This is a genomic window from Pseudomonas poae (assembly GCA_028869255.1).
GTDB classification, from domain to species: Bacteria; Pseudomonadota; Gammaproteobacteria; order Pseudomonadales; family Pseudomonadaceae; genus Aquipseudomonas; species Aquipseudomonas poae_C.
On sequence record CP110972.1, the window covers coordinates 525,859 to 552,407 of the forward strand.

The 26,549-nt window shown below is 60.2% G+C and carries 23 protein-coding genes and 3 pseudogenes; 22 read left to right on the plus strand and 4 right to left on the minus strand.

Translation table 11 applies throughout. The annotated features are described in order from the left end of the window. Positions 1–48 precede the first annotated feature (48 nt). Positions 49–1,047: an AraC family transcriptional regulator gene (locus tag LRS56_02500; GenBank protein ID WDU63452.1), complete on the minus strand. Its 999-nt coding sequence runs from the start codon at positions 1,045–1,047 to the stop codon at positions 49–51. A 338-nt stretch (positions 1,048–1,385) separates the two neighbouring features. Between LRS56_02500 and LRS56_02505 the strand changes: the two genes are divergently transcribed. The 3 genes from LRS56_02505 to LRS56_02515 all read left to right on the plus strand — a co-directional run bounded on the left by LRS56_02505 (position 1,386) and on the right by LRS56_02515 (position 4,436). Beyond that, positions 1,386–2,720: a dicarboxylate/amino acid:cation symporter gene (locus tag LRS56_02505; protein ID WDU63453.1), complete on the plus strand. Its 1,335-nt coding sequence runs from the start codon at positions 1,386–1,388 to the stop codon at positions 2,718–2,720. Between the two features lie 142 nt (positions 2,721–2,862). Continuing rightward, entirely contained in the window at positions 2,863–3,849 is a 987-nt protein-coding gene (locus LRS56_02510) for an XdhC family protein (GenBank protein ID WDU63454.1), read from the plus strand. Further along, the gene (locus tag LRS56_02515) at positions 3,846–4,436 is read left to right on the plus strand and encodes a nucleotidyltransferase family protein (GenBank protein ID WDU63455.1); all 591 of its coding nucleotides are present in this window, start codon (positions 3,846–3,848) and stop codon (positions 4,434–4,436) included. Before LRS56_02510 ends, LRS56_02515 begins: the two co-directional genes overlap by 4 nt. 74 nt (positions 4,437–4,510) lie before the next feature. Here LRS56_02515 and LRS56_02520 read toward each other — a convergent pair whose 3' ends face one another. After that, complete coding sequence (locus LRS56_02520) at positions 4,511–5,569, minus strand: hypothetical protein (GenBank protein ID WDU63456.1); 1,059 nt, start codon at positions 5,567–5,569, stop codon at positions 4,511–4,513. A 215-nt stretch (positions 5,570–5,784) separates the two neighbouring features. After that, entirely contained in the window at positions 5,785–8,946 is a 3,162-nt protein-coding gene (gene rne / locus LRS56_02525; GenBank protein WDU63457.1) for a ribonuclease E, read from the minus strand. 769 nt (positions 8,947–9,715) lie between these two features. Between rne and rluC the strand changes: the two genes are divergently transcribed. Genes rluC through LRS56_02540 form a run of 3 tightly spaced genes read left to right on the plus strand, consistent with a single transcriptional unit; the run spans position 9,716 to position 12,329 of the window. Then, positions 9,716–10,675: a 23S rRNA pseudouridine(955/2504/2580) synthase RluC gene (gene rluC / locus LRS56_02530; protein ID WDU63458.1), complete on the plus strand. Its 960-nt coding sequence runs from the start codon at positions 9,716–9,718 to the stop codon at positions 10,673–10,675. Next, positions 10,662–11,324, plus strand: coding sequence for an HAD-IA family hydrolase (locus tag LRS56_02535; protein ID WDU63459.1), 663 nt, complete (start codon positions 10,662–10,664; stop codon positions 11,322–11,324). Before rluC ends, LRS56_02535 begins: the two co-directional genes overlap by 14 nt. 21 nt (positions 11,325–11,345) lie before the next feature. Next, positions 11,346–12,329 carry a S49 family peptidase gene (locus LRS56_02540; GenBank protein ID WDU63460.1) on the plus strand — a complete coding sequence of 328 codons (984 nt, stop codon included), beginning with the start codon at positions 11,346–11,348 and terminating at the stop codon, positions 12,327–12,329. Positions 12,330–12,462: 133 nt separating this feature from the next. Here LRS56_02540 and LRS56_02545 read toward each other — a convergent pair whose 3' ends face one another. Then, entirely contained in the window at positions 12,463–13,041 is a 579-nt protein-coding gene (locus LRS56_02545; protein WDU63461.1) for a Maf family protein, read from the minus strand. A gap of 105 nt (positions 13,042–13,146) precedes the next feature. On the opposite strand from LRS56_02545, the gene LRS56_02550 reads away from it, so the two are divergent. From LRS56_02550 to LRS56_02625, 16 genes and pseudogenes are all read left to right on the plus strand, one after another. After that, on the plus strand, positions 13,147–13,677 hold the full coding sequence (locus LRS56_02550; protein ID WDU63462.1) for a YceD family protein: 531 nt from the start codon (positions 13,147–13,149) through the stop codon (positions 13,675–13,677). Positions 13,678–13,690: 13 nt separating this feature from the next. Next, positions 13,691–13,873 (plus strand): 50S ribosomal protein L32, encoded by a 183-nt coding sequence (rpmF, locus tag LRS56_02555; GenBank protein WDU63463.1) that lies wholly within the window; start codon positions 13,691–13,693, stop codon positions 13,871–13,873. Positions 13,874–13,877: 4 nt separating this feature from the next. Next, entirely contained in the window at positions 13,878–14,888 is a 1,011-nt protein-coding gene (plsX, locus tag LRS56_02560; GenBank protein ID WDU63464.1) for a phosphate acyltransferase PlsX, read from the plus strand. 136 nt (positions 14,889–15,024) lie between these two features. Further along, positions 15,025–15,963 (plus strand): ACP S-malonyltransferase, encoded by a 939-nt coding sequence (gene fabD / locus LRS56_02565; protein ID WDU63465.1) that lies wholly within the window; start codon positions 15,025–15,027, stop codon positions 15,961–15,963. A 24-nt stretch (positions 15,964–15,987) separates the two neighbouring features. Further along, positions 15,988–16,731, plus strand: coding sequence for a 3-oxoacyl-ACP reductase FabG (gene fabG / locus LRS56_02570; protein ID WDU63466.1), 744 nt, complete (start codon positions 15,988–15,990; stop codon positions 16,729–16,731). A gap of 191 nt (positions 16,732–16,922) precedes the next feature. Next, the gene (gene acpP / locus LRS56_02575) at positions 16,923–17,159 is read left to right on the plus strand and encodes an acyl carrier protein (GenBank protein WDU63467.1); all 237 of its coding nucleotides are present in this window, start codon (positions 16,923–16,925) and stop codon (positions 17,157–17,159) included. A gap of 128 nt (positions 17,160–17,287) precedes the next feature. After that, positions 17,288–18,532, plus strand: a complete 1,245-nt coding sequence (gene fabF / locus LRS56_02580) for a beta-ketoacyl-ACP synthase II (protein ID WDU63468.1) — start codon at positions 17,288–17,290, stop codon at positions 18,530–18,532. Continuing rightward, entirely contained in the window at positions 18,532–19,347 is an 816-nt protein-coding gene (gene pabC / locus LRS56_02585; protein WDU63469.1) for an aminodeoxychorismate lyase, read from the plus strand. Before fabF ends, pabC begins: the two co-directional genes overlap by 1 nt. Before the next feature lies 1 nt (position 19,348). Beyond that, a pseudogene (gene mltG, locus LRS56_02590) lies at positions 19,349–20,493 on the plus strand (endolytic transglycosylase MltG). Positions 20,494–20,512: 19 nt separating this feature from the next. After that, positions 20,513–21,144: pseudogene (gene tmk / locus LRS56_02595) on the plus strand (dTMP kinase). Further along, positions 21,137–22,126, plus strand: a complete 990-nt coding sequence (locus LRS56_02600; GenBank protein ID WDU63470.1) for a DNA polymerase III subunit delta' — start codon at positions 21,137–21,139, stop codon at positions 22,124–22,126. The pseudogene tmk and the gene LRS56_02600 overlap by 8 nt, the downstream one beginning before the upstream one ends. A gap of 63 nt (positions 22,127–22,189) precedes the next feature. After that, the gene (locus LRS56_02605) at positions 22,190–22,975 is read left to right on the plus strand and encodes a TatD family hydrolase (GenBank protein ID WDU63471.1); all 786 of its coding nucleotides are present in this window, start codon (positions 22,190–22,192) and stop codon (positions 22,973–22,975) included. Between the two features lie 446 nt (positions 22,976–23,421). Then, on the plus strand, positions 23,422–24,081 hold the full coding sequence (locus LRS56_02610) for a TetR/AcrR family transcriptional regulator (protein ID WDU63472.1): 660 nt from the start codon (positions 23,422–23,424) through the stop codon (positions 24,079–24,081). Between the two features lie 114 nt (positions 24,082–24,195). After that, entirely contained in the window at positions 24,196–25,164 is a 969-nt protein-coding gene (locus tag LRS56_02615; GenBank protein ID WDU63473.1) for a radical SAM protein, read from the plus strand. 194 nt (positions 25,165–25,358) lie between these two features. Beyond that, positions 25,359–25,963: pseudogene (locus tag LRS56_02620) on the plus strand (DUF4823 domain-containing protein). Positions 25,964–25,979: 16 nt separating this feature from the next. After that, complete coding sequence (locus LRS56_02625) at positions 25,980–26,540, plus strand: DUF1285 domain-containing protein (GenBank protein ID WDU63474.1); 561 nt, start codon at positions 25,980–25,982, stop codon at positions 26,538–26,540. Positions 26,541–26,549: the final 9 nt, after the last annotated feature.

The window sequence follows — 26,549 nt, forward strand, 5'->3', positions numbered from 1 at the left end:
TGTGGGAGCGGGCTTGCTCGCGAAAGCGTCAGCTCAATCAATAAAAATCTAACTCTCTTGCGCGCGGTAGGCCCCCGGCGTCAGCCCCGTCCACTTCTTGAACGCCCGATGAAACGCCGACGGTTCGGAAAACCCCAACTGTTCGGCGATCTCCTGCAAGGACAAATCCGCCCGCCCCAGGTGATAGATGGCGATGTCCCGCCGCAACTCATCCTTGAGCGCCTGAAAGCTGGTGCCTTCTTCACGCAAATGTCGGCGCAGGGTTTGCGGGCTGATGTGCAGGTGCTGCGCGACGGCCTCCAGGTCCGGCCAGGGCGTGCGGTCGCGGCTGAGCAGGCGGCGTAACTGGCTGCTCAGGCTGTCGCCTTCATCCGGACGGGACAACAGGTCGGCGGGGGAGCGTTCGAGAAAATGCTTGAGGGTGCGTTCATCCTGCAGCAGCGGCAGGCTCAGGTAGCGGCTGGGAAACACCAGGCTGCTGTGCGTTGCGCCGAATACCTGGGTGCAGGGGAACAACAGGTCATATTCACCGGCGTGGGCCGGCGCCGGGTAGCTGAACGTCGCCTGGTGCAGCCGAATGCGCTGGCCGATCAACCAGCTGCCCAACCGATGCCAGATCACCAGCAGGCATTCACTGAGGAAGTGATCCGGGTCCCACAACTGCGAATCATCCAGACTCAAGCGGGCCATGTCGCCTTCGCGGGTCAGCTGCCAGCGCGGACCTTGCGGGAATAGGCTATAAAATAATAAGCCGCGTTCCAGAGCCTTCTCCAGCGTGCGGCAGTGGATCAGCGCATGGCACATCATGGCAAAGGTCCCGCGTTTGCTGGGGCCGTCGGCAAACCCCAGGTACTCGTCGTCCAGGGCCAGCCACAGCATCTGCAACAGCCGGGTAAATTGCTCCGGCGCGATGCGGGCGCGGGGCTCGCTCAGCAGCTGCGGCGTGATGCCCAGCTGTTGCAGCAGGTCGCAATAGTCGTAACCCGCCCGCCGCGCCCCGCCAAGGGCTGCCCGGGCGTAGTGACTGGCGATGGTACGTTCACGCATGCGAAGGCCTCGTCCATGGAGTGGCGGATGGTAGTCACACCCACCTGAACCGACAAGGCGGATATCCGCCAAATTGTAGGACGAGACGGGATGAGTGGGCGGAAATCCGCCACCTGTTTGATCGCCTCAAACGGCGCCTGAAATGCTCAAGCCCTGATGTCTAAGGGCCTGCGGGGTTTTTCAGCAAAGTGGCACGGCGTTTGCGATATAGATCACAGCGCAGGCTTGGTGCACAGGTCTCGCAAACAACAAATCCCTCCAGTGCAGGAGGGTTCGCAATTCAAGTGTCGTGGGCAATGGCGGATATTTGCCACACGGGACGATTGAGGAACTTTGCAATGACGACTCGTCAGCCAATCTACAAATCCCTGTATTTCCAGGTGATCGTTGCAATCGTTATCGGTATTTTGCTCGGTCACTTCTACCCAGAGACCGGTGTGGCCCTCAAGCCACTGGGTGACGGCTTTATCAAGCTGATCAAAATGGTCATTGCCCCGATCATCTTCTGCACCGTTGTCAGCGGCATCGCTGGCATGCAAAGCATGAAATCGGTCGGCAAAACCGGCGGCTACGCGCTGCTGTACTTCGAAATCGTCTCCACCGTTGCCCTGCTGATCGGCCTGATCGTGGTGAACGTTGTGCAACCGGGCGCCGGCATGCACATCGACGTGGCCACCCTGGACGCCTCGAAAGTCGCGGCCTACGTGACTGCCGGTAAAGACCAGAGCATCGTTGGCTTTATCCTCAACGTGATCCCGAACACCATCGTCGGTGCGTTCGCCAACGGTGACATCCTGCAAGTGCTGATGTTCTCGGTGATCTTCGGTTTCGCCCTGCATCGCCTGGGTGCCTACGGCAAGCCGGTGCTGGACTTCATCGATCGCTTCGCGCATGTGATGTTCAACATCATCAACATGATCATGAAGCTCGCGCCAATCGGTGCCCTGGGCGCCATGGCGTTCACCATCGGTGCCTACGGTGTGGGTTCGCTGGTGCAGTTGGGCCAGTTGATGATCTGCTTCTACATCACCTGCATCCTGTTCGTGCTGGTGGTGCTGGGTGGTATCTGCCGCGCCCACGGTTTCAGCGTGATCAAACTGATTCGCTATATCCGTGAAGAGCTGCTGATCGTTCTGGGTACGTCCTCCTCCGAATCCGCACTGCCACGCATGCTGATCAAGATGGAGCGTCTGGGTGCGAAGAAATCCGTAGTAGGCCTGGTGATCCCGACCGGCTACTCGTTCAACCTCGACGGTACTTCGATCTACCTGACCATGGCTGCCGTGTTCATCGCTCAGGCGACTGACACCCACATGGACATCACCCACCAGATCACCCTGCTGCTGGTGCTGCTGCTGTCCTCCAAAGGCGCTGCAGGCGTGACCGGTTCGGGCTTCATCGTGCTGGCTGCAACCCTGTCGGCCGTAGGCCACCTGCCGGTTGCCGGCCTGGCGCTGATCCTGGGTATCGACCGCTTCATGTCCGAAGCCCGTGCGCTGACCAACCTGGTAGGTAACGCCGTTGCCACCATCGTTGTGGCCAAGTGGGTCAAGGAGCTGGACACCGACAAGCTGCAAAGCGAGCTGGCGTCCGGCGGTACTGGCATCTCCGACACCCGTCAGGAAGATGACCTGGGTGTGGCCGAAGGTCCTGCCCCTGCTTCCGTAAAGTAAGTGCTGATGGCGTGAACTGACGCCAAAGCCCTGCCCAAACGCCCCGACTTGTTCGGGGCGTTTGCGTTTCAGGCAGGCCATTTTGGAACTTTTTGTTTTACAGTCAGTTAATACTTCATCAATAACGCTGGCGGGAGGCTTGATGGACAGTGTGGATCTGAATGTCCTGCGCAGCGTGCTCGACTGGCGCCGCGCCGGGCACCGAGTCGTGTTGTACAGCGTGGTCCAGACCTGGGGCAGCGCACCGCGTCCGCCGGGCGCCATGTTGGCGCTGCGTGACGATGGGGTGGTGATCGGCTCGGTGTCCGGCGGTTGCATCGAGGACGATCTGATCGCTCGCCTGCAGGACGGGCGCCTGGCCGAAGACGGGCCTGCGGTGCAGTTGGTGACCTATGGCGTTACTCGCGATGAGGCGGCGCGTTTCGGCCTGCCGTGCGGCGGAACCCTGCGCCTGACCGAAGAGCGTGTGGAGAACTGGGATTGGGTCTCGCATCTGTTGCAGCGTTGTGAGGCGCATGAAATCGTCGCCCGCGAGCTGGACCTGGCCACGGGTGAGGTGACGCTGAGCGGCGCGAGCAAAACCGATGTCGTGACCTTCGATGGCGAACGCTTGCGGGCTATCTACGGCCCGCGCTGGCGCTTGCTGTTGATCGGTGCCGGGCAACTGTCGCGGTATGTGGCGGAAATGGCGCGGTTGCTGGATTTCGAAGTGCTGATCTGCGACCCGCGTGAAGAGTTTGTCTATGGCTGGGAAGCGCAGCACGGCCGCTTTGTGCCGGGCATGCCGGATGAAGCGGTGCTGAATATCCAGACCGACGAGCGCACCGCGATCGTGTGTCTGACCCATGACCCGCGCCTGGACGACATGGCCTTGCTGACGGCGCTGAACTCCAGTGCGTTCTATATCGGCGCGCTGGGGTCGCGGGTCAATAGCCAGAAACGCCGGGAAAACCTTGCCGCGCTGGGCTTGTCCGGCGAGGCCATTGCGCGTTTGCATGGGCCGATTGGCTTGCATATCGGCAGCCATACGCCGTCGGAGATTGCGTTGTCGCTGATGGCGGAAATCGTCGCGATCAAGAATGGCGTGGCGCCGCTGCAGAAAAAACCGCTGCCGGTGGTTGCGCAGTGAGTATCACGGCGATTGTGCTGGCGGCGGGGCAGGGCAGCCGGTTTCGCGCAGCGGCCGGTGCGGATCAGGACAAGCTGCTGGCCGATTGCGTCGGCCGGGATGGCGTGACACGGACGGTGATCGAGCAGGTGCTGGTGAATTTGCCGGCGACGGTGGTGAATCGTTGGGTAGTGACCTCGCCCGACCGGCTTGAAGTGATTCGCATGGCCTCGGCTCATGGTTGTCAGGTTTTGCTGCTGCGCTCAGGGGGCATGGGAGACAGCCTTGCGGCGGCGGTCGCTGCCAGTGGTGAGGCGGATGGGTGGCTGGTGGTGCTGGGGGATATGCCGTTTATACAGTCGTCGAGCATAGAGCGGGTGGTGGGGGCGCTGGGAGCGGGTGGCATCAGTGTGCCAGTGCAGGAAGGTGAATACGGGCACCCTGTGGCTTTTGGTCGTGAGTTTGGGCCTGGCTTGATGGCGTTGAGGGGAGATCGTGGCGCCAAGCCGCTATTCGCCAGTGCGACCGTGCATGAGGTGCAGGTGATCGATCCTGGGGTGCTGTGGGATGTCGATCTGCCACAGATGCTGGACTTTAAACCTAGTTAACGCTGGGAGCGGGCTTGCCCGCGAATGCGTCGGGCCAATCAATAAGCGAAAACCGATCAAGCGTTTACGTACTTTTATATCAGCTTGGTTTTTACCATGGCTTCACTGGGTTCATACCATGTCAACGTTTCTATTGGTGGCGGTTCTGCATCCTGAGGGCCGATTGCTCGGCATAAATCATCAAGAAAGGGATACCTTGGGTTATTAGCCCGTAGCATCCACATCGCCTGGATCGACCCCGCATACATCCACTCCCACGGCGAGCTGATCGGTCTATTATGCAGGTCGTTATAGATGTTTCCGGCACGAACCAACAGGTTTCCAAGTGCTTTACGGCCTTGAGGCACAAAATTTAAGATGTTGCAGATTTCTTTCTCTGCGACATGTTTCGTTATAGTCGTGCAGTCATGTATTAAAATAGTTGCTTCTACCGCCTCGCTCAATCTGGCCATATCAATCGTCAAGGATTGGCGCTCTATTAAACAGCCATAAAAAACCACCGCGAGACCGAACTGGCCGTCAATATTCCTCAGTTGGATATAGCGCTCATAGCTCGATCCCAACTCATTGCACCACGCCAGATAATAGGGGGTCGGGCGTTCTGCTTGCTTTCCGAGAATGATATAGAGCGCCCAATAAAACTCGTCCTTGAACTTGGTAGTCTGCTTGGCATTCAATGGTTTCAGCACATAGTCTAGGGCGAAATCGACAGGCACACCTAGCACCTCAACGTCTCGGGCTACTACGTTCTGCAGCGTTATATCCGAACCCCTTGATTCGCATAGGGCGACGGCGAAATTGACGATGGCCGCATATTCAAAAGCTAGCCTATCGCAGCATTGTGGGAATAAAGCCATGGTCCACTTGATGCTCTGGTCCAGTAGTGCGGCGCTCAATTTCGAGTCCATGCAGGTCTCTGGATCAATGTGGATTGCCTTGAAAAATAAAAGTGTTTCTACGCTCCATTCAGCCGACGTTTCAACCACTTTATAAAAAGAACAGCTGCCCGAACTATCGTGAACGCGTGCAAGAGGTTTTTTGGATTTGGAATGCCACACGCTATAACGCGCAATGGGCAGGTCATCATAATCCAATTCGATTGATGTCCTGCATGCCGACTGTTGAGCTGCCATCAGTGTCTCCTTATCTTCAATAGAGATAACACCATGACTGTTCAGAACTAAAATGTTCTGGGATGTCCCATGCGGTCACGGACAATCACGATTGTACGATTTAGTGTTGCGAGCGGTAACTGTTAGAAATAACAGGTAGCGGTGCCACGCTGGGACAGCGGCATAAAAAAGCCCCGCCTGATTGCTCAGGCGGGGCTTTTTAGTCGCTGATGGAATCAGGCGAGAGGTTTGCTCTCGTGCTCTGCTTCCTGTGCTGCGGCAGCAGCTGCTTCAGCTTCCTTGCGACGACGACGCACTTCACGTGGGTCGTTCGGCGCACGGCCGTTTTCGGTCAGGGCGCTGACCGGTGCTGCTTCAACCACTGGCTCGACGACCTCGGCAACCACCGGCGCTTCAACCACTGGCGCGGCCTCAACGACCGGTGCTGGCTCAACTACTGGAGCTGGCTCGGCAATCACGATTTCAGCAACCGGCGCTGGCGCTTCTTCTACCACAGGGGCAGGTGCTGGCGCTTCAACCGGGGCGGCAGGCTCGGCAGTCCATTGGAAGGCGGTCTGTTCTTCACGAACTTCACGAACTTCCGGAGCTGCTTCGACAACCGGTGCCTCAACGACGGTTTCAGCCACTGGCTGAGCCTCAACCACCGGTGCGTGCTCAACCGCTGCCACTTCAACTTCTGGCAGGGCTTCTTGAACCGGGGCGACTTCCACTTCCGGAACAACTGGCGCTTCGATTGGAGTGGTGGCTTCGACAACAGGCGCTTCGACAACCGGAGCTTCTACCACTGGAGCTTGCGCAGCAGGCGCTTCAACAACCGGTGCTTCAACAACTGCTGTTTCGGCGACTGGCGCTTCCACCACAACTGTTTCTTCGACAGCAGCGGTAGCGCGTTCAGCCTGCTCGTGAGCCTGGGCTTCAGCAGGTGCGCTGATGACCGAGCTGGCAACGGCAGCGGTAACGGCCAGGCCGGCAGCCAGTTCGGCGCCAGTCGGTTCGTTGTTCGCGCCTTCTGCGTTCTCGCCGGCTTCTTCCGAGCCTTCGATCACATTCCCGTTGGCGTCACGCTGACGCTCACGACGGTTGCTGCGGCGACGCTGGCCACGGGAGCGGCGGCGTGGACGATCGCCTTCGGCGTTGTCCTGGCCATCTTCCTGCAGTTGCTCTTCACCGGTCAGCACTTCTTCTTCGCTGGCGGCAGCCGCTTGCTCGGCGCGTGGTTGACGCTCTTCACGCGGTGGGCGCGGCTGGCGCTCTTCACGTGGGGCGCGTTCTTCACGCGGCTGGCGAGCCGGGCGTTCTTCGCTGGCGGCTTCGGCGGCGACGGCCGGTGCGGCATCCAGCGGCTCACGCAGTTCACGCACGCGTTCTTCACGCTCGCCGCGAGGCTTGCGATCTTCACGCGGAGCACGTGGGGTGCGTGGTGCGCGCTCTTCACGCGGTGCACGTTCCTCGCGGGCTACGGTTGGGGTCTCTTCGCGGGCTTCGCGAGGCGCGCGCTCTTCACGCGGTGCGCGTTCTTCACGCGGTGCACGTTCTTCGCGAGGTTTGCGTTCTTCGTCACGGCGACCGTTGCGGTTACGGCTCTGCTGGCGACCGTTGCGACGTTCTTCGTTGCGTGCCGGGCGCTCGGTGGCAGGTTTTTCAACCACAACCGGAGCTACAGGCTCTTCTTTGGTAGCGAACAGGCTGACCAGCGACTTCACCAGGCCCTTGAACAGGCTTGGCTCAGGCAGGGCGGCCGGTGCGGCAACTGGGGCAGCGACTTCAGTCGGCACCGGTGCGTTAGCACGCGCCGGGGCAGTCTTCACGGCCGCTTCCTGGCGAACCAGGGTGCGGGTCGCGGCGGCTGGCTGAACTTCTTCGACTTCGGCAGCGGCAGCGGCGATTTCATAGCTGGACTGGCCGCTGTGAGCTTCCGGGCTGTCGTCACGTAGGCGCTGCACTTCGAAGTGCGGCGTTTCGAGGTGATCGTTCGGCAGGATCACGATACGGGCACGGGTACGCAGTTCGATCTTGGTGATCGAGTTGCGTTTTTCGTTGAGCAGGAAGGCTGCCACCGGGATCGGCACTTGTGCGCGGACTTCGGCAGTGCGGTCTTTCAGGGCTTCTTCTTCGATCAGGCGCAGGATCGCCAGGGACAGCGATTCAACGTCACGGATGATGCCGGTGCCGTTGCAACGCGGGCAGACGATGCCGCTGCTCTCGCCCAGGGATGGACGCAGGCGCTGACGGGACATTTCCAGCAGGCCGAAGCGCGAGATACGACCGACCTGTACACGGGCACGGTCAGCTTCCAGGCATTCGCGGACTTTCTCTTCCACGGCGCGCTGGTTCTTGGCTGGGGTCATGTCGATGAAGTCGATCACGATCAGGCCGCCGATATCACGCAGGCGCAGTTGGCGGGCGATTTCTTCAGCCGCTTCCAGGTTGGTCTGCAGGGCGGTTTCTTCGATGTCGCTACCTTTCGTGGCACGCGCCGAGTTGATGTCGATGGACACCAGGGCTTCGGTCGGGTCGATCACGATGGAGCCGCCGGAAGGCAGTTCGACCACGCGCTGGAAGGCGGTTTCGATCTGGCTTTCGATCTGGAAACGGTTGAACAGCGGAACGCTGTCTTCGTACAGCTTGATCTTGCTGGCGTACTGCGGCATCACCTGGCGAATGAAGGTCAGGGCTTCGTCCTGGGCTTCGACGCTGTCGATCAGCACTTCGCCGATGTCCTGGCGCAGGTAATCGCGGATGGCGCGGATGATCACGTTGCTTTCCTGGTAGATCAGGAATGGCGCGGAGCGATCCAGCGAGGCTTCTTTGATGGCGGTCCACAGTTGCAGCAGGTAGTCGAGGTCCCACTGCATTTCTTCGCTGCTGCGGCCCAGGCCGGCAGTGCGAACGATCAGGCCCATATCGGCCGGTGCGATCAGGCCGTTCAGCGCTTCACGCAGTTCGTTGCGCTCTTCGCCTTCGATACGACGGGAAATACCGCCGGCACGTGGGTTGTTCGGCATCAGCACCAGGTAACGGCCGGCCAGGCTGATGAAGGTGGTCAGGGCGGCGCCCTTGTTGCCACGTTCTTCTTTTTCGACCTGAACGATGACTTCCTGGCCTTCGCTCAGGACGTCCTTGATGTTCACGCGGCCTTCAGGGGCTTTCTTGAAGTATTCGCGTGAGATTTCTTTGAGGGGCAGGAAGCCGTGGCGCTCGGAGCCGAAATCGACAAAGGCAGCCTCAAGGCTTGGTTCGATGCGAGTAATACGGCCTTTATAGATGTTGGCCTTCTTTTGCTCGCGTGCACCGGATTCGATGTCCAGGTCGTAGAGGCGTTGGCCATCTACCAGTGCAACACGCAACTCTTCGGGTTGAGTTGCGTTAATCAGCATTCTTTTCATGTTGTACCGTCGGTTTCCGGGCTGCCGGAAACGGCGTTCGGCACACACGACTTCTCACGGTCGGTGTCAGGTGCGTCAAGAGTGGTTGGCCACTCCAGTGTCCAGCAATAATCAGCCAATGTGGGCCGGTATCGCGACGGACGCGTCCTGCTTGTTAGCGGTGGTGACAAAGGCACCACTTCAACAAAAGCTAAGGTCAGGAGGAGGAATCAACCGGCGACTGTGGACGAGATGAAGCGTCTAAATATAAGCCTAGTGCTACACGGTCCGACGGTTGTGCATCTCCACCCTACACGTATCCCTGATAATTCGGGTGCTGCCGCGCGCAGAATCCGCAGCGGGTTGGCATTTACCGTGTTCTCCAATGGGGAGTCCACGCTCATGGCTAAACAAGACTGAATGAGGGCGATTGCGCTCTCACTCGGCTCTTAACAGGCGTTGTTTCCGAAGCATTCGCCATGGTCTGGCTCAAGACTGACTGCACTTTGTGAACTGGCCGTAAATATCGGCGCAGAACGCGAGTATTCACTCTGCTTTCTGCACTCGCTTCAGGCCTCATGTCACCTGCGCTCGTTACAATCTTGAGCCTTCCAGGGCGGCGAAAGCCCCGTAGGACGGCCTCGCGTCCTGATGAATTGCGATGGTCAGGGCCGGCAGTTTGCCGTTAGTCCTCTGGCCAGGCCGCTTTTGGCGGCGTTCGCGACTATAGCAGCAATGATTAAGTGCTTCAATTCCATAAAAAATTGTTATCATCGCCGCCATGACGACTACCGCCCCCCAGACCCCCAGCGTCCAGCTGCTCGAGGTCTCGCCGGAATATGCCGGCCAACGCATCGACAATTTTCTCCTGGCCAGGCTCAAAGGCGTGCCCAAGACCTTGATTTATCGCATCTTGCGTAAAGGCGAAGTGCGTGTGAACAAGGGCCGGATCAAGCCCGAGTACAAGTTGCAGGCGGGCGATATCGTCCGTGTGCCGCCGGTGCGCGTGCCTGAGCGTGATGAGCCGGTGCCGCTGGCCCAGGGCCTGTTGCAACGCCTTGAAGCCTCGATTGTCTTCGAAGACAGCAAGCTGATCGTGATCAACAAGCCGTGCGGCATTGCGGTTCACGGCGGCAGCGGGCTGAACTTCGGCGTGATCGAAGCCTTCCGCCAATTGCGTCCGGACGCCAAGGAACTGGAACTGGTCCACCGCCTCGACCGTGACACCTCCGGCCTGCTGATGATCGCCAAAAAACGCAGCATGTTGCGCCATCTGCACACCGCCCTGCGTGGCGATGGCGTGGACAAGCGCTACATGGCGCTGGTGCGTGGCAACTGGGCCAGCTCGATCAAAAGCGTGCGGGCACCCTTGCAGAAGAGCAACCTGCGCTCCGGCGAACGTATGGTCGAAGTGGACGAGGAGGGCAAAGAAGCCCTGACCCTGTTCAAGGTGCTGCGCCGCTTTGGTGATTTCGCGACCATGGTCGAAGCCAAGCCAGTGACCGGGCGTACTCACCAGATTCGCGTGCACACCCTGCACGCGGGTCACTGCATTGCCGGTGATACTAAGTACGGCGACGAGGATTTCTCCAAGGAAATCCGCGATCTGGGCGGCAAGCGCCTGTTCCTGCACGCCTACATGCTCACTGTGCCGTTGCCCGATGGTGGCGAATTGAAACTGCAGGCGCCGGTCGACGAGATGTGGGCCAAGACCGTGGAGCGTTTGAGTGTCGCACCTTGATTACAAGCTGCTGATTTTCGATTGGGACGGCACCCTGTGTAATTCCATTGGCCGGATTGTCGAATCGATGCACGTGGCGTCGACCCGCTTGGGTTTTGAGCGGTGCACCGACTTTGCGGTCAAGGGCATTATCGGCCTGGGCTTGCCTGAAGCGATCCGTACCTTGTACCCCCGGATCAGCGACGCTGAGCTGGTCGCGTTTCGCGACCACTACGCCGATCACTACATTGCGCTGGAGGCCACGCCTTCGCCATTGTTCGATGGTGTGATGCAGTCGCTGGAGGCCTTTCGCGCCGAGGGTTATCACCTCGCTGTGGCTACCGGCAAGGCCCGTCGTGGGCTGGATCGGGTGCTCAAGGCCCATGGTTTTGAGGGTTTTTTCGACATCACCCGCGCCGCAGATGAAACCGCCAGCAAACCCCATCCTCTGATGCTGGAGCAGATCCTGGCTCATTGCGGCGTAGCACCGCGCCAGGCATTGATGGTGGGTGACGCCTCCTTCGACCTGATGATGGCGCGCAATGCTGGCATGGACAGCGTAGCGGTCAGCTATGGGGCTCAGGCCGGCGAGACGTTGCAGCAATACGAGCCCAGGCTGACGATAGATCATTTTTCCGAATTGCAGGCCTGGCTCAGCCGGGCTCAATAAGTCTTTGCTGGGGTTGATGGTATGAGTGACGAGTGGAAGGCGCCCGAAAAGGCCGAAAACAGTGATGATAAAAGCTGGAAGCTGCTGGAGAAGACTCTCCTGGCCAGCGTCCAGGAGCAGCGTCGTGCGCGGCGTTGGGGGATTTTCTTCAAGCTGCTGACCTTTACTTACCTGATTGCCATGCTGGTGCTGTTCAGTCCGTTGATGGACATGGAAAAAAGCGCGACCCGTGGCAGCCACTACACCGCCTTGATCGAAGTGCGCGGGGTGATTGCCGACAAGGAGTCCGCCAGCGCCGACAATATCGTCAGCAGCCTGCGCGCCGCCTTTGAAGACCCTAAGGTCAAAGGCGTGATCCTGCGCATCAACAGCCCTGGCGGCAGCCCGGTGCAGTCGGGTTATGTGTATGACGAGATACGCCGTCTGCGTGGCCTGCACCCGGATATCAAGCTTTACGCGGTGATTTCCGACTTGGGTGCCTCGGGTGCCTATTACATCGCCAGTGCCGCTGACCAGATCTATGCCGACAAGGCCAGCCTGGTCGGCTCCATTGGCGTGACTGCGGCAGGTTATGGGTTCGTCGGCGCCATGGAGAAGCTGGGGGTGGAGCGCCGCACCTACACGTCGGGTGAGCACAAGTCGTTCCTTGATCCGTTCCAGCCGCAAAAGGCTGACGAGACCGCGTTCTGGCAGGGCGTGCTCGACACCACTCATCGCCAGTTCATTGCCAGCGTAAAGCAGGGGCGTGGCGACCGTCTGAAGGATAAAGACCATCCGGAGCTGTTCTCCGGCTTGGTGTGGTCGGGCGAGCAAGCGTTGCCGCTGGGCTTGGTCGATGGCCTGGGCAGTGCCAGTTCGGTGGCGCGGGATGTGATCGGCGAGAAAGAGCTGGTTGACTTCACGGTTGAAGAATCGCCGTTTGATCGATTCTCCAAGAAGCTGGGGGCCAGTGTGGCGGAGAAGCTGGCGCTGTATATGGGCTTTCAGGGGCCTACGCTGCGCTGAGTTTGTGAGGCTGCATAGCTCAAAATGTGGGAGCGGGCGTGCCCGCGACAGCGGTGTTTCAGTCGACATTTATAGTGGCTGACCCACCGCTATCGCAGGCAGGCCAGCTCCCACAGTTGGTTTTGTGCTGTGCTTAAGGGATTTGTACGCCTTCAGCCAGCAGCATGTCGACCAGGCGGATCAAAGGCAGCCCTATCAGGCTGGTCGCATCCGACCCTTCGGTGCTCTGAAACAGGCTCACGCCCAGCCCCTCTGCCTTGAAGCTGCCGGCACAGTCATATGGCTGCTCGATCCGCAGGTAGCGTTCGATTCGCTCAACGCTCAGTTCGCGCATGTGCACGGTAAAGGGTACGCAGTCGACCTGGCAGTGCCCTGTCTCGGTATTCAGCAGTGCCAGGCCGGTCAGGAAGCTGACCTGTTTGCCACTGGCCGCCAGCAACTGCTCGCGGGCGTTCTCGAAGGTGTGGGGTTTGCCGATGATCCGCCCGTTCAGTGCCGCCACCTGATCCGAGCCGATAATCAAATGCCCGGGATGGCTTGCCGCGAGGGCGCGGGCTTTCTGTTCGGCCAGGCGTTTGACCAGCTCTACGGCGGGCTCATTTTCGTGATGGCTTTCATCGATATCCGGCGAGCTGCAGATGAACGGCAAGTGCAGGCGGCTCAGCAATTCCCGGCGATAAACCGAGCTGGATGCAAGTAATAAAGGCAGCATGGGCGTCTCCTCAAGGCAGCGGGGGATTCTAGCGGCGTGACCGGCTGACGCACAGGGCTGAATTTCCTTTGACATGGCTGGGTGCATCCCTATAATGCTGCGCCTATGTTGAATGACCCGATTCCACCTCACGTTGACCCGCGCAAATTGGCTGATCGTGGCACTTCCCTTCAAGGTGAATTGCTGCTGGCCGATTTGGAGAGACTCTGCGACCCGCTTTCCGACACTGTCGGTACGGTGCAGGCCAAATTCGTTTTTGAACGAGATGAACGTAAGTCTGTGGTAATCCACAGTTTTATCGACACCGAAGTCAAAATGGTTTGCCAGCGTTGTCTTGAGCTGGTCACCCTGCCGATTCACAGCGAATGCAGTTACGCTGTGGTGAAGGAGGGTGCGAATACCCAGTCGTTGCCGAAAGGTTATGACGTGCTGGAACTGGGCGAAGATCCTTTGGATCTGCATGCACTGATCGAGGAAGAGCTTCTGCTCGCCTTGCCCATTGTGCCTGCTCATCATCCGGAAGAATGCCAGCAGCCGGAGGGTCTCGATGACGAGGCCGAGCCGAGCGAGGACGAGGTAACGCGGTCCAACCCGTTCAGTGTATTGGCGCAGTTAAAGCGTGACCCAAACGTTTAGGAGTTAATCAATTATGGCTGTTCAGCAGAACAAAAAATCCCGCTCCGCCCGTGACATGCGTCGTTCGCACGACGCTCTCGAGGCTAGCACCCTGTCCGTAGAAAAGACCACCGGTGAAGTTCACCTGCGTCACCACGTATCGCCAGAAGGCGTATACCGTGGCCGTAAAGTGATCGACAAGGGCGCTGACGAGTAATCACTTGTCTGCTCTAGTCATCGCGATTGACGCAATGGGCGGGGACTTCGGTCCCCGCAGCATTGTTCAGGCCAGCATTGCCAGCCTGTCTGCCACACCCTCGTTGCACCTGACCCTTGTCGGTCAACCCTCCCTTCTTGAAGAACTGATTGCCAGCCATCCGGCGGTGGATCGCGCGCGCCTGACGATTACGCCGGCCAGCGAAACCATCAGCATGGATGACAAGCCGGCGGCAGCCCTGCGCGGCAAGCCTGACTCTTCAATGCGGGTGGCTCTTGAGTTGTTGCGTGATGGCAAGGCGCAAGCCTGTGTCAGTGCCGGCAATACCGGGGCCTTGATGGCGTTGTCGCGGCATGTGCTCAAGACACTGCCGGGGATTGATCGGCCGGCGATGGTCGCGGCGATTCCAACGCAGCAAGGCTATTGCCAGCTGCTGGACCTGGGCGCGAATGTCGATTGTACTGCCGAGCATTTGCTGCAGTTCGCCGTGATGGGGTCGGTGGCCGCGCAAGCGCTGGGTGTGGCTCGACCGCGAGTGGCTTTACTGAATATCGGTACCGAAGACATCAAGGGCAACCAGCAGGTCAAGCTTGCGGCCACTTTGTTGCAAGGTGCGCCGGGCTTGAACTACATCGGTTTTATCGAAGGTGACGGTCTGTACCGGGGTGAAGCGGATGTGGTGGTGTGCGACGGTTTTGTCGGCAATATCCTGCTTAAGTCCAGCGAAGGGCTGGCGACCATGATTGCCACGCGTATCGAGGCGTTGTTCAAGCAGAACCTGGCGTCGCGCATGGTGGGCGCGCTGGCGCTGCCGTTGATGAAGCGCTTGCAGGCTGACCTGGCGCCGGCGCGGCATAACGGCGCGAGTTTTCTCGGCCTGCAGGGCATTGTGGTGAAAAGCCATGGTTCGGCGGGTGTGGAAGGCTTTCAAAGTGCGATTGCGCGGGCTGTGATCGAGATCCAGGAAAACCTGCCGCAACGCTTGCACGGCCGTCTTGAGGACTTGTTGCCTTAGGCGAATCGGCCCGGGAGTGCTTAAATGTGACCGGCCAGTTCAATTGACCATCCAATCTGTCAGTTTCGTACGCTCCCACCCGTCTTAAGATCGGGGGCGCGCATTTTTGACGACCAGATCATTAGGGGCTTGTTACATGTCTACATCCCTCGCATTCGTCTTTCCAGGGCAGGGTTCGCAGTCCCTCGGCATGTTGGCCGAGCTGGGCGCGCAACATCCGTTGATCCTGGAAACTTTCAAGGAAGCTTCCGATGCCCTGGGTTACGACCTGTGGGCGCTGACCCAGCAAGGGCCGGAAGAGCAACTCAATCAAACCGACAAAACCCAGCCAGCTATCCTGACGGCTTCGATCGCCCTGTGGCGCTTGTGGCTGGCGGAAGGTGGCGCGCGCCCGGCTTACGTGGCCGGTCATAGCCTGGGCGAGTACAGCGCCCTGGTGGCGGCGGGCAGCCTGACCCTCGGTGAGGCGGTGAAGCTGGTCGAACGTCGTGGCCAGCTGATGCAGGAAGCCGTTCCGGCCGGGCAGGGCGGCATGGCCGCAATCCTGGGGCTGGACGATGCCGTGGTGATCGAAGCCTGCGCCGAAGCGGCGCAGGGCGAAGTGGTCAGCGCGGTGAACTTCAACTCCCCGGGCCAGGTGGTGATCGCCGGCGCCAAGGCGGCGGTCGAGCGCGCCATCGAAGGCTGCAAGGCCCGTGGTGCCAAGCGTGCGCTGCCGTTGCCGGTAAGCGTGCCATCGCACTGCGAGCTGATGCGCCCGGCGGCCGAGCGTTTTGCCGAGTCCATCGCCGCCATTAACTGGCAAGCGCCGCAGATCCCGCTGGTGCAGAACGTCAGCGCAGCCGTGGCTGCCGACCTCGACACCCTCAAGCGCGACCTGCTGGAACAGCTCTACAAGCCCGTACGCTGGGTTGAATCGGTTCAGACCCTGGCCGCCAATGGCGCCACCGAACTGGTCGAGTGCGGCCCGGGTAAAGTCCTGGCCGGCCTGAACAAACGCTGCGCCGACGGTGTGTCGACCGCCAACCTGAATACCCCGGATGCCTTCGCTGCCGCTCGCGCGGCACTGGCCTGATTCCCGCACTTAGGAGAAGCCTGCATGAGTCTGCAAGGTAAAGTTGCACTGGTTACCGGCGCAAGCCGTGGCATTGGCCAGGCGATCGCCCTGGAACTGGGCCGTCAGGGCGCCGTTGTAATCGGCACCGCCACTTCCGCTTCGGGCGCCGAGCGTATCGCCGCGACCCTGAAGGAAAACGGCGTTCAAGGCACTGGCCTTGAGCTGAACGTCACCAGCGATGAGTCCGTGGCTGCCGTACTGGCCGAAATCAGCGCACAGTTCGGTGCGCCGGCTATTCTGGTGAATAACGCCGGTATCACCCGCGACAATCTGATGATGCGCATGAAAGACGACGAGTGGTACGACGTGGTCGACACCAACTTGAACAGTCTGTTTCGCCTGTCCAAGGGCGTTTTGCGCGGCATGACCAAGGCGCGTTGGGGTCGAATTATCAATATTGGCTCCGTAGTGGGTGCCATGGGCAACGCAGGCCAAGTAAACTACGCAGCCGCCAAGGCCGGTCTGGAAGGTTTCAGCCGTGCTCTGGCGCGTGAAGTCGGCTCGCGGTCGATTACGGTCAACTCGGTGGCCCCAGGGTTCATCGACACCGATATGACCCGCGAACTGCCGGAGGCACAGCGTGAAGGCTTGCTGACGCAGATTCCGCTGGGCCGTCTGGGCCAGGCTCAAGAGATCGCGAATGTGGTCACTTTCCTGGCATCCGACGGTGCGGCATACGTGACTGGGGCTACAATCCCGGTGAACGGCGGGATGTACATGAGCTAAATTGTGACGGATCGCTTCAAAAAAATGTCATACGAGCTGTCTAAAATCCGTTATAAAGCTGCAACTTAATTTATAGGCAGGTGGCGGACCGGGTACAGGGTGAAGCTTTCAGTTGAAAAGCTGAAATGGCTTTCTATACACTTACCCACTGGCCAGCTGCCTGAATTTGTCCATTAGGAGTTAAACAAGGTATGAGCACCATCGAAGAGCGCGTCAAGAAAATCGTCGCCGAGCAACTGGGCGTTAAAGAAGAAGAAGTGGTCAACACTGCTTCCTTCGTAGAAGACCTGGGTGCCGATTCCCTTGACACCGTTGAGCTGGTGATGGCTCTGGAAGAGGAATTCGAGACCGAAATCCCGGACGAAGAAGCTGAAAAAATCACTACTGTTCAAGCTGCTATCGACTACGTTACTAGCCACCAGGCGTAATAGTTTGTAGTCGTCGCTTGCTGTTAGGGAAAAACCGCACTGCTGTAACGGCGTGCGGTTTTTTCTTTAGCCCTGATGAAAAGTAAGCGCTGAAGCAAAAGTGTCGTCATTAGAAAAAGGAGAGTGCTGTGTCGCGTAGACGCGTCGTAGTCACCGGTATGGGTATGTTGTCGCCACTGGGCACGGATGTGCCGAGCAGTTGGCAGGGCATTCTGGCTGGCCGCAGTGGTATTGGTCTGATCGAACACACGGACCTTTCTGCCTATTCCACCCGTTTTGGCGGCTCGGTAAAGGGCTTCAATGTCGAGGAATATCTCTCGGTCAAAGAGTCCCGCAAACTCGACCTGTTCATTCAATACGGCCTGGCAGCCGGTTTTCAGGCGGTGCGTAATGCCGGCCTGGAAGTCACCGACGCCAACCGTGACCGCATCGGCGTGGCCATGGGATCGGGTATTGGCGGTTTGACCAATATCGAAGAAACCAGCCGCACGCTGCACGATTCCGGCCCCCGTCGAATTTCACCGTTCTTCGTCCCGGGCTCGATCATCAATATGATTTCCGGTTTCCTGTCCATCCACCTGGGCGCACAGGGGCCGAACTACGCCATCGCCACGGCGTGCACCACCGGCACCCACTGCATCGGCATGGCGGCGCGCAATATCGCCTATGACGAAGCCGACGTGATGATTGCCGGCGGCGCCGAAATGGCGGCCTGCGGCCTCGGCATGGGCGGCTTCGGTGCCTCCCGTGCGCTGTCGACCCGCAACGACGAGCCGACCCGTGCCAGCCGTCCGTGGGACAAGGGCCGTGACGGTTTCGTGCTGTCCGACGGCGCCGGTGCCCTGGTACTCGAAGAGCTGGAGCATGCCAAGGCGCGTGGCGCCACCATTTACGCCGAGCTGATCGGTTTTGGCATGAGCGGCGACGCCTACCACATGACCTCGCCACCGTCCGACGGTGCCGGCGCCGCACGCTGCATTACCAATGCGCTGCGCGATGCCAAGGTCAACCCGGACCAGGTGCAGTACATCAACGCCCACGGCACCTCGACCCCGACCGGCGACCTGGCGGAAGCCGAAGCCATCAAGTCGGTGTTCGGCGAGCACGCCTACAACCTGGCGGTCAGCTCCACCAAGTCCATGACCGGCCACCTGTTGGGTGCGGCGGGCGCGGTCGAAGCGATCTTCAGCGTAATGGCCATCAAGGATCAGGTCGCTCCGCCGACCATCAACCTGGATGAGCCAGACGAAGGCTGCGACCTGAACTTCGTGCCTCACGAAGCACAGCCAATGCCGATCGACGTGGTGATCTCCAACTCGTTCGGTTTTGGCGGCACCAACGGTTCCCTGGTGTTCCGCCGGTTCGCCGAGTGATGCACAGCTGGGTCGACGGTCAGCCAGCGGACACGGTGCCCCTGAAAGATCGCGGCCTGGCGTATGGCGATGGGCTGTTCGAGACCATCGCCATCAAGGCCGGGCAGCCGGTGCTGCTCGACCGCCACCTGCAGCGTCTCGATGAGGGCTGCACGCGCCTCGCACTCAATGCGGATCACGCGTTGATCCGCATCGAAGTGCTGGCCTATGCCGCGGCCCTCGGCGACGGTGTTCTCAAATTGATCCTCACGCGTGGCGACAGCCTGCGCGGTTATGGCATCAACCCTGGCGCGCCGGTACGCCGTATCTTGCAGGGCAGTGCGCCCGCTACCTATCCCCAAGCCCATGGAACTGACGGTATCCGCCTGTTTCCGTGTGCTACCCGATTGTCCGAACAGCCTTTGCTGGCCGGCCTCAAACACCTCAACCGCCTGGAACAGGTGATCGCCCGCGCCGAGTGGCAAGATGCCGAGCATGCCGAAGGTTTGATGCGGGATATGTCTGGTCGCGTCATCGAAGGCGTATTCAGTAACCTGTTCCTAGTGCGCAATGGTTTGTTACTAACCGCTGATCTGAATCGTTGCGGGGTTGCCGGGGTCATGCGCGCCGAGGTTCTGGCACAGGCGCAAGCCCTGGGCATCCCGGTGGCCGTGGCCGATATCAGCCTGGAGCTGTTGCAGCAGGCCGACGAAGTCTTTGTGTGCAACAGCGTTTATGGCATTTGGCCGGTGCGTGGCTGCGCTGCGATGAGCTGGTCGGTTGGGCCGCTCACCCGTAAACTGCAGGGCATTGTTCGCGCGCTATTGGATATTTGAGTTGATACGAAAACTGGTTGTACTGCTGCTGATCGGTCTGGTCTCGGCGGCGTTGCTGTTGGGCGTTGGCGCCTGGAAACTCGATTCTGCCTTGAAGCAGCCTTTGAAGCTGACCCAGGAGCAATTGCTCGACGTACCGGCGGGGGCCACCCCCACCGGCACGTTCAATCGCCTGGAAGCCGACGGCGTGCTGGACGGTGCTTTCTGGCTGCGTCTGTACTGGCGTTTCAATCTCGACGGGCAGCCATTGCACAGTGGCGAATACCGCATGACCCCCGGCCTGACAGCTGAAGGTCTGATCGGCGTGTGGCAACGCGGTGAAGTGGTGCAATACAGCCTCACGCTGGTAGAGGGCTGGAACTTCCGCCAGGTGCGTTCGGCCCTGGCCAAGCACGAAAAGATCGTCCAGACCCTCGCTGGCCTGAGTGACAGCGAAGTGATGGACAAGCTCGGCCACCCTGGGGTGTTCCCTGAGGGCCGGTTCTTCCCGGATACCTACCGCTTCGTGCGTGGGATGACCGATGTCGAGTTCCTGAAAAAAGCCTACAACCGCCTGGATGATGTACTGGCCCAGGAGTGGAGCAAACGCGCCGCCGATGCGCCGTACACCGACCCTTATCAAGCGCTGATCATGGCCTCCTGGTGGAGAAGGAGACCGGTGTGCCTGAAGAGCGTGGGCAGATCGCCGGTGTCTTTGTACGTCGCATGAAGATCGGGATGCTGCTGCAGACCGACCCCACCGTGATCTACGGCCTGGGTGAGCGCTACAACGGCAAGTTGACCCGCGCCCACCTCAAGGAAGCCAACCCCTACAACACCTACATGATTGCCGGGCTGCCGCCGACGCCGATTGCGATGGTCGGCCGCGAGGCGATCCATGCGGCGCTCAACCCGGTGCCGGGCAGCAGCCTGTATTTCGTCGCCCGTGGCGATGGCAGCCATATTTTCTCGGATGACCTGGATGCGCATAATGCCGCCGTGCGTGAGTTCCAGCTCAAGCGTCGCGCCGATTACCGCTCCAGCCCGGCGCCGGCGGTGAAACCTGCGCAAGAGGCAGCACCGCCTGCCGATGCCCCGGCTGAAGCTCCGGTAGAAAAGCCGGCCGAGCCCGCGCCGGACGCCACCGCACCGCAAAGCCCGCAATGACTCTGACTAAGGACTGCCTGTGACTGGCTTGTTTATTACCCTGGAAGGCCCCGAAGGCGCCGGCAAAAGTACCAACCGCGATTACCTGGCCGAGCGCTTGCGCGCCGAGGGCATCGAAGTGGTGCTGACGCGTGAGCCCGGCGGCACACCGCTGGCCGAGCGCATTCGTGAAGTGCTGCTGGCCCCGGGTGAAGAACAGATGAACCCGGATACCGAGCTATTGCTGGTGTTTGCTGCCCGTGCGCAGCACCTGGCCGAAGTCATCCGCCCAGCCCTGGCACGCGGCGCCGTGGTAATTTGCGACCGCTTTACCGACTCAACCTATGCCTACCAGGGCGGGGGCCGCGGCTTGTGTCTGGAGCGCATTGCCACCCTGGAAACCTTCGTTCAAGGCGACCTGCGCCCTGACCTGACCCTGCTGTTTGACCTGCCGGTGGAAGTCGGCATGGCTCGCGCCAGCGCCCGTGGTCGCCTGGACCGTTTCGAGCTGGAAGGCCAGGCGTTCTTCGACGCCGTGCGCAGCGCTTTCCTCCAGCGTGCCAAGGCTGAGCCTGCGCGCTACTCCTGCTGGACGCCGCCCAGCCACTGGCCCAGGTGCAGCAAGCCATCGATGCGTTGCTGCCGATCCTGCTGGAGCGCGCCCGTGGCTGAAGCCTACCCGTGGCAGGATAGCCTCTGGCAGCAGTTGGCCGGCCGGGCCCAGCATGCGCATGCCTACCTGCTGCATGGGCCAATCGGTATCGGCAAGCGTGCTTTGGCCGAGCGCCTGATGGCCAGTCTGTTGTGCCAGCGCCCGGTCAACCTCCAAGCCTGTGGCGACTGCAAATCCTGCCTGCTGCTCAAGGCCGGCAGCCACCCCGACAACTATTTGCTGGAGCCCGAGGAAGCCGACAAGGCGATCAAGGTCGACCAGGTGCGGGACCTCGTCAGCTTCGTGGTGCAGACCGCGCAGATGGGCGGGCGCAAGGTGGTGTTGATCGAACCCGTGGAGGCGATGAACATCAACGCCGCCAACGCCTTGCTCAAAAGCCTGGAGGAGCCTTCCGGCGATACGGTGCTGTTGCTGGTCAGCCACCAGTCCAGCCGCTTGTTGCCGACCATCCGCAGCCGTTGCGTGCAGCAGGCGTGCCCGTTGCCGAGCGAGGCCATGAGCCTGCAGTGGCTGGCACAGGCGCTGCCGGAGTGCTCGGAGCAGGAACGTGTCGAGTTGCTGACGCTGGCTGCCGGTTCGCCGCTGGCCGCCGTCAAGCTGCAGGCCCAAGGTGTACGTGAACAGCGTGCCCTGGTGGTGGATGGCGTGAAAAAGTTGCTCAAGCAAGAGCTGTCCGCCACCCAGTTGGCTGAAGCCGCCTGGAAGGATATTCCCCTGCTGCTGCTGTTCGACTGGTTCTGCGACTGGTCGAGCCTGATCCTGCGCTACCAGCTGACCCAGGATGAAAGCGGCCTGGGCCTGCCCGACATGCGCAAGGTGGTGCAGTACCTCGCGCAGAAAAGTGCGCAGGACAAGGTGCTGAATATCCAGGACTGGATCCTCGCCCAGCGCCAGAAGGTGCTCGGCAAGGCCAACCTCAACCGCGTGCTGTTGCTCGAAGCGCTGCTGGTGCAGTGGGTCGGTTTGCTCGGCCGGCGTTAATTTCCGTGGCCGACGGGTGTATCGTTGGCCAGACACTTCCCGTGACTCAAGTTGTAAATTCTTATGCTCGTAGATTCCCATTGCCACCTTGATCGCCTCGACCTTGCCCAGCACGGCGGCTCCCTCGACGCCGCCCTCGAAGCCGCCCGCCAGCGCGGGGTAGGGCACTTCCTGTGCATCGGCGTGAGCGCCGAGAACGCAGCCGATGTCAAAGCCCTGGCTGAGCGCTATGCCGACGTGGATTGCTCGGTGGGTATCCACCCGCTGGACCTCAAGCCCGGCGAAGCCCCGGCCCTCGACTGGCTGCTCGGCGAGCTCAACCACCCGCGGGTGGTGGCGATTGGCGAAACCGGCCTGGACTACCACTACGAGCCGGAGGCCGCCGAACTGCAGCAGGCGTCTTTCCGCCTGCACCTGCAAGCCGCCCAGCAAACCGGCAAGCCGGTGATCGTCCACACCCGTGGCGCCCGCGCCGACACCCTGACCCTGCTGCGTGAAGCCGCATTGCCCCAAGCCGGTGTGCTGCATTGCTTCACCGAGGATTGGGACATGGCCAAGGCCGCCCTGGACCTGGGCTTTTACATTTCCTTGTCGGGCATTGTCACCTTCCGCAATGCCGATGCGCTGCGCGACGTGGCGCGCCAGGTGCCGGCCGACCGCCTGCTGGTGGAAACCGATTCGCCGTACCTGGCGCCGATTCCCCATCGTGGCAAGCCGAACCTGCCGGAATACGTGCGCGATGTGGCGGATTATCTGGCGATGCTGCGTGGCGAGTCCTACGAGCGCTTTGCTGAGCAGACCACCGAAAACTTCAAGCGTCTGTTTCCCTTGGCCCGCGTGGCTGGCTGAGCCGCTCAAATCGCAGGCAAAAAAAACCCGGGTTCTGGGGGGTGAATCCGGGTTAAGACCATTAGGAGTAAAACAAGGGCACGCAGTCCGTCGGTACCCAGGTCGACGCGTCACTTGGGGGAGATGCCACGCCGACAGTTCAAGTATTGATCAGTATCCCATTCAGTCCAGTCGCATCTGATCGTTTTTTAAACAGATTTGGAATACGCGCGCTTCGCTTGAGTTCTCATTGAACGGGTGCGCAGCGATAGTTGTTGCGTATTATTTCTGACTGGAACCAATGAATTCGTTGGCGTGCTGAAAGTAAAGTGCGTTGCGGGTTCACATAGGCGTTGCCCAACGACCGTTCAGTCGGGATAATCCCTCGCATCGGGTAAATCGTATCGCCACGTATCCGTGGCCCTGCGCAACCCTCCCTAATTCCGACCTCTGCAGACCTCTTCCTCATGCACAAAGAACCCCGTAAGGTCCGTGAGTTTCGCCGCCGTGAGCAGGAAATTCTCGACACCGCACTCAAGTTGTTCCTCGAACAAGGTGAAGACAGTGTCACCGTCGAGATGATTGCGGATGCCGTGGGTATCGGCAAAGGCACGATCTACAAGCACTTCAAGTCCAAGGCCGAAATCTACCTGCGCCTGATGCTCGACTACGAGCGCGACCTGAACGAGCTGCTGCACTCGGCTGACGTCGACAAGGACAAGGAGGCGCTGTCGCGTGCCTACTTCGAGTTCCGCATGCGTGACCCGCAGCGCTACCGACTGTTCGACCGCCTGGAAGAGAAGGTGGTTAAAGGCCATCAGGTGCCGGAAATGGTCGAGGAGCTGCACAAGATCCGTGCTTCGAACTTCGAACGCCTGACCCTGCTGATCAAGGGCCGTATTAGCGAAGGCAAGCTCGAAGACGTGCCACCGTATTTCCACTACTGCGCCGCGTGGGCTTTGGTGCACGGCGCCGTAGCGCTGTACCACTCGCCGTTCTGGAGTAATGTGCTGGAAGATCAGGAAGGTTTCTTCCAATTCCTGATGGACATCGGCGTGCGCATGGGTAACAAGCGCAAGCACAGTACGGAGCTGCCACAGCCTCCCGTCGAAACGCCTGCCAGCTGATTATTTACAGCCAGGTGCAGTACCCCAGGAATATACTCAGGCAAGGATCTTGCTAAAAGCTGATTTATAGGTCAGCTTTTAGCGTGCCCGAATCATCCTCTGCCGGAGTGATCCATGATCGTTGATCGTCAAGGCAGGCGTTTTCGCAATTTGCGGATCAGCCTGACCTCAGCCTGCAATTACGCGTGTACCTACTGCGTGCCGAACGGCAAGCGGTTGGTGGCTGCCCAGGACGAACTCTCGGCCGAGGCCATGGCGCGTGGCGTGGCCTATCTGATAGAGGCAGCGGGTATTGAGCGCTTGCGCATCACCGGCGGTGAGCCGCTGGTCAGCCCCAAACTGGAAGCCTTCATGGGCGCCGTTGGGGGGATGGGCCTCAGTGATATCAGCCTGACCACCAACGGCCAACTGCTTGCGCGCAAATTGCCGCTGCTGGTGGATGCCGGGATTCGCCGGATCAACGTCTCCCTCGACACCCTGGATGCCGACGCCTTCCGCAGCATCGCCCGTGGTGGCGACCTGGCCACCGTACTCGACGGTATGGACCAGGCGCGAGCGGCGGGGATCAAAATCAAGGTCAATATGGTGCCGCTGCGTGGCCAGAACCTGGACCAGGTGATGCCGCTGCTCGACTACTGCCTGGAGCGTGGCTACGAGCTGCGGTTTATCGAGCTGATGCGCATGGGCCACCTGGCCAAGGACTCCAATGCGTTCCTGCAGCAATTCGTCAGCCTGCAACAACTGCTCAGCCTGATCGGCGAACACCACGAATACCTGCAAGCCAACGCGCCGGTGGATGCTACGGCGGTGCGCTATGAAGTGCCGGGTAAAGGCTTCTTCGGTGTGATCGCCAACGAAAGCGTGCCGTTCTGCCGCACCTGTTCGCGGCTGCGCCTGTCGTCCACCGGTTGGTTGCATGGCTGCCTGTCGTCGAGTAACCGTCACTATGTCGGCGACCTGCTCGACCAACCGCGTCACCAGGCATTGCCGGCCTTGCAGGGCTTGCTGATGAAAGCCTTGGGTGACAAGCAGGAAGTGGCTTTCTCCGGCGGTGCCACCATCATGAAAATCATCGGCGGCTGAGACCGCACTTAGCCCAATGTGGGAGCGGGCTTGCTCGCGAAGACGGAGTGTCAGTCAGCAGAAATATCGACTGAGCCACCGCTTTCGCGAGCAAGCCCGCTGCCACATTTGATTTGAGGCGCTGCTGAGTGGCGCGGATTCTGCATCTCGTGCCCATTCGCCGGTTTTCCGTCACCGGCTTCTGGAGGATTAGGATGCGTAGTCTGGTTTTGTTGCTGGCGTCGTTGACGCTGAGTGGTTGCATGACCGTCAGCGATATGGCCGAAGGCACCCGTTATCAGATGAGCGACGCCGGGTTGCTCGACCACAGCGATACCCGTCGTACCGCCTCGGTTCGCATACAGCCGGACTCCTTTGTGTTTATCGCCCAGGCGCCTTTGTGCCGCCGGGCAGTGCCTACCCGCGACCCAACGTGGTGGCTGAGGAGGCCTTCAACGGCTTCGTCGAATATTTCCCCATGGTGCGCCGCGCCCGCCAGCCCGAAGGTCTGGAGCAGGCGATGTCCGAAGCCCGTGCGGCCGGCGCTCACTACCTGTTGTATTGCCGATTTGCTGCGGCGGATGACCGTATCGGCAATGCCGACGAGTGGACCGACCAGCAGGCCCTCGACCGCGTCGGCCTCGACAGCGGGGTGATCCAGATCATGTTGATCGAGACCAGCACCCAGTATTTGATTGATACTGCGCGTATTCGCAGTCGTGGCGGTTTACTGACGTTCCACGACAACAGGCCACAAGATCTGATTGCCCGCCCCCTGGCGCAATACGCCCGAGGCTTGCTGGGCATGAGCGATCAGTAAGCAACAGGAGATTCCCATGACCGATTCCGCCAAGGCCAATGATCTGTTGGCGCAACTGCCCAAGGGCAAGGGGCCGGCGCCGGTGCATCTGTGGAACCCGGATTTGTGCGGCACTATCGACATGCGCATCGCCCGCGACGGCACCTGGTTCTACCAAGGCACACCGATCGGGCGCAAGCCGATGGTCAAGCTGTTCTCCAACATCATCCGCCGCGATGGCGATGAGTATTTCCTGGTCACCCCCGTGGAAAAAGTCGGCATCAGCGTCGATGACGCGCCGTTTGTCGCGGTTACCCTGGAAGTCGAAGGCCAGGGCGAAAGCCAAGTGCTGCGGTTTACCACTAACGTCGACGAGCACATCCAGGCCGATATCGAACACCCATTGCGGGTGGTGATCGACCCGGTCACCCAGGAACCGTCGCCCTATCTGCGGGTGCGCACCAACCTCGAAGCGCTGGTACATCGCAACGTGTTTTACCAATTGGTCGAGTTGGCGGTGAGCCGTCCGATCAACGGTCAGAACTGGCTTGGCGTATGGAGCGGCGGCGAGTTTTTCCGTATCGGCCTGGAGCCCTGAGGCCGATTT

Coding starts and splice junctions, on each gene's coding strand:
- LRS56_02500 (WDU63452.1), bottom strand. CDS start 1,047: ATGCGTGAACGTACCATCGCCAGTCACTACGCCCGGGCAGCCCTTGGC.
- LRS56_02505 (WDU63453.1), top strand. CDS start 1,386: ATGACGACTCGTCAGCCAATCTACAAATCCCTGTATTTCCAGGTGATC.
- LRS56_02510 (WDU63454.1), top strand. CDS start 2,863: ATGGACAGTGTGGATCTGAATGTCCTGCGCAGCGTGCTCGACTGGCGC.
- LRS56_02520 (WDU63456.1), bottom strand. CDS start 5,569: ATGGCAGCTCAACAGTCGGCATGCAGGACATCAATCGAATTGGATTAT.
- rne (WDU63457.1), bottom strand. CDS start 8,946: ATGCTGATTAACGCAACTCAACCCGAAGAGTTGCGTGTTGCACTGGTA.
- rluC (WDU63458.1), top strand. CDS start 9,716: ATGACGACTACCGCCCCCCAGACCCCCAGCGTCCAGCTGCTCGAGGTC.
- LRS56_02540 (WDU63460.1), top strand. CDS start 11,346: ATGAGTGACGAGTGGAAGGCGCCCGAAAAGGCCGAAAACAGTGATGAT.
- LRS56_02545 (WDU63461.1), bottom strand. CDS start 13,041: ATGCTGCCTTTATTACTTGCATCCAGCTCGGTTTATCGCCGGGAATTG.
- LRS56_02550 (WDU63462.1), top strand. CDS start 13,147: ATGTTGAATGACCCGATTCCACCTCACGTTGACCCGCGCAAATTGGCT.
- rpmF (WDU63463.1), top strand. CDS start 13,691: ATGGCTGTTCAGCAGAACAAAAAATCCCGCTCCGCCCGTGACATGCGT.
- fabD (WDU63465.1), top strand. CDS start 15,025: ATGTCTACATCCCTCGCATTCGTCTTTCCAGGGCAGGGTTCGCAGTCC.
- fabG (WDU63466.1), top strand. CDS start 15,988: ATGAGTCTGCAAGGTAAAGTTGCACTGGTTACCGGCGCAAGCCGTGGC.
- acpP (WDU63467.1), top strand. CDS start 16,923: ATGAGCACCATCGAAGAGCGCGTCAAGAAAATCGTCGCCGAGCAACTG.
- pabC (WDU63469.1), top strand. CDS start 18,532: ATGCACAGCTGGGTCGACGGTCAGCCAGCGGACACGGTGCCCCTGAAA.
- LRS56_02605 (WDU63471.1), top strand. CDS start 22,190: ATGCTCGTAGATTCCCATTGCCACCTTGATCGCCTCGACCTTGCCCAG.
- LRS56_02610 (WDU63472.1), top strand. CDS start 23,422: ATGCACAAAGAACCCCGTAAGGTCCGTGAGTTTCGCCGCCGTGAGCAG.
- LRS56_02615 (WDU63473.1), top strand. CDS start 24,196: ATGATCGTTGATCGTCAAGGCAGGCGTTTTCGCAATTTGCGGATCAGC.
- LRS56_02625 (WDU63474.1), top strand. CDS start 25,980: ATGACCGATTCCGCCAAGGCCAATGATCTGTTGGCGCAACTGCCCAAG.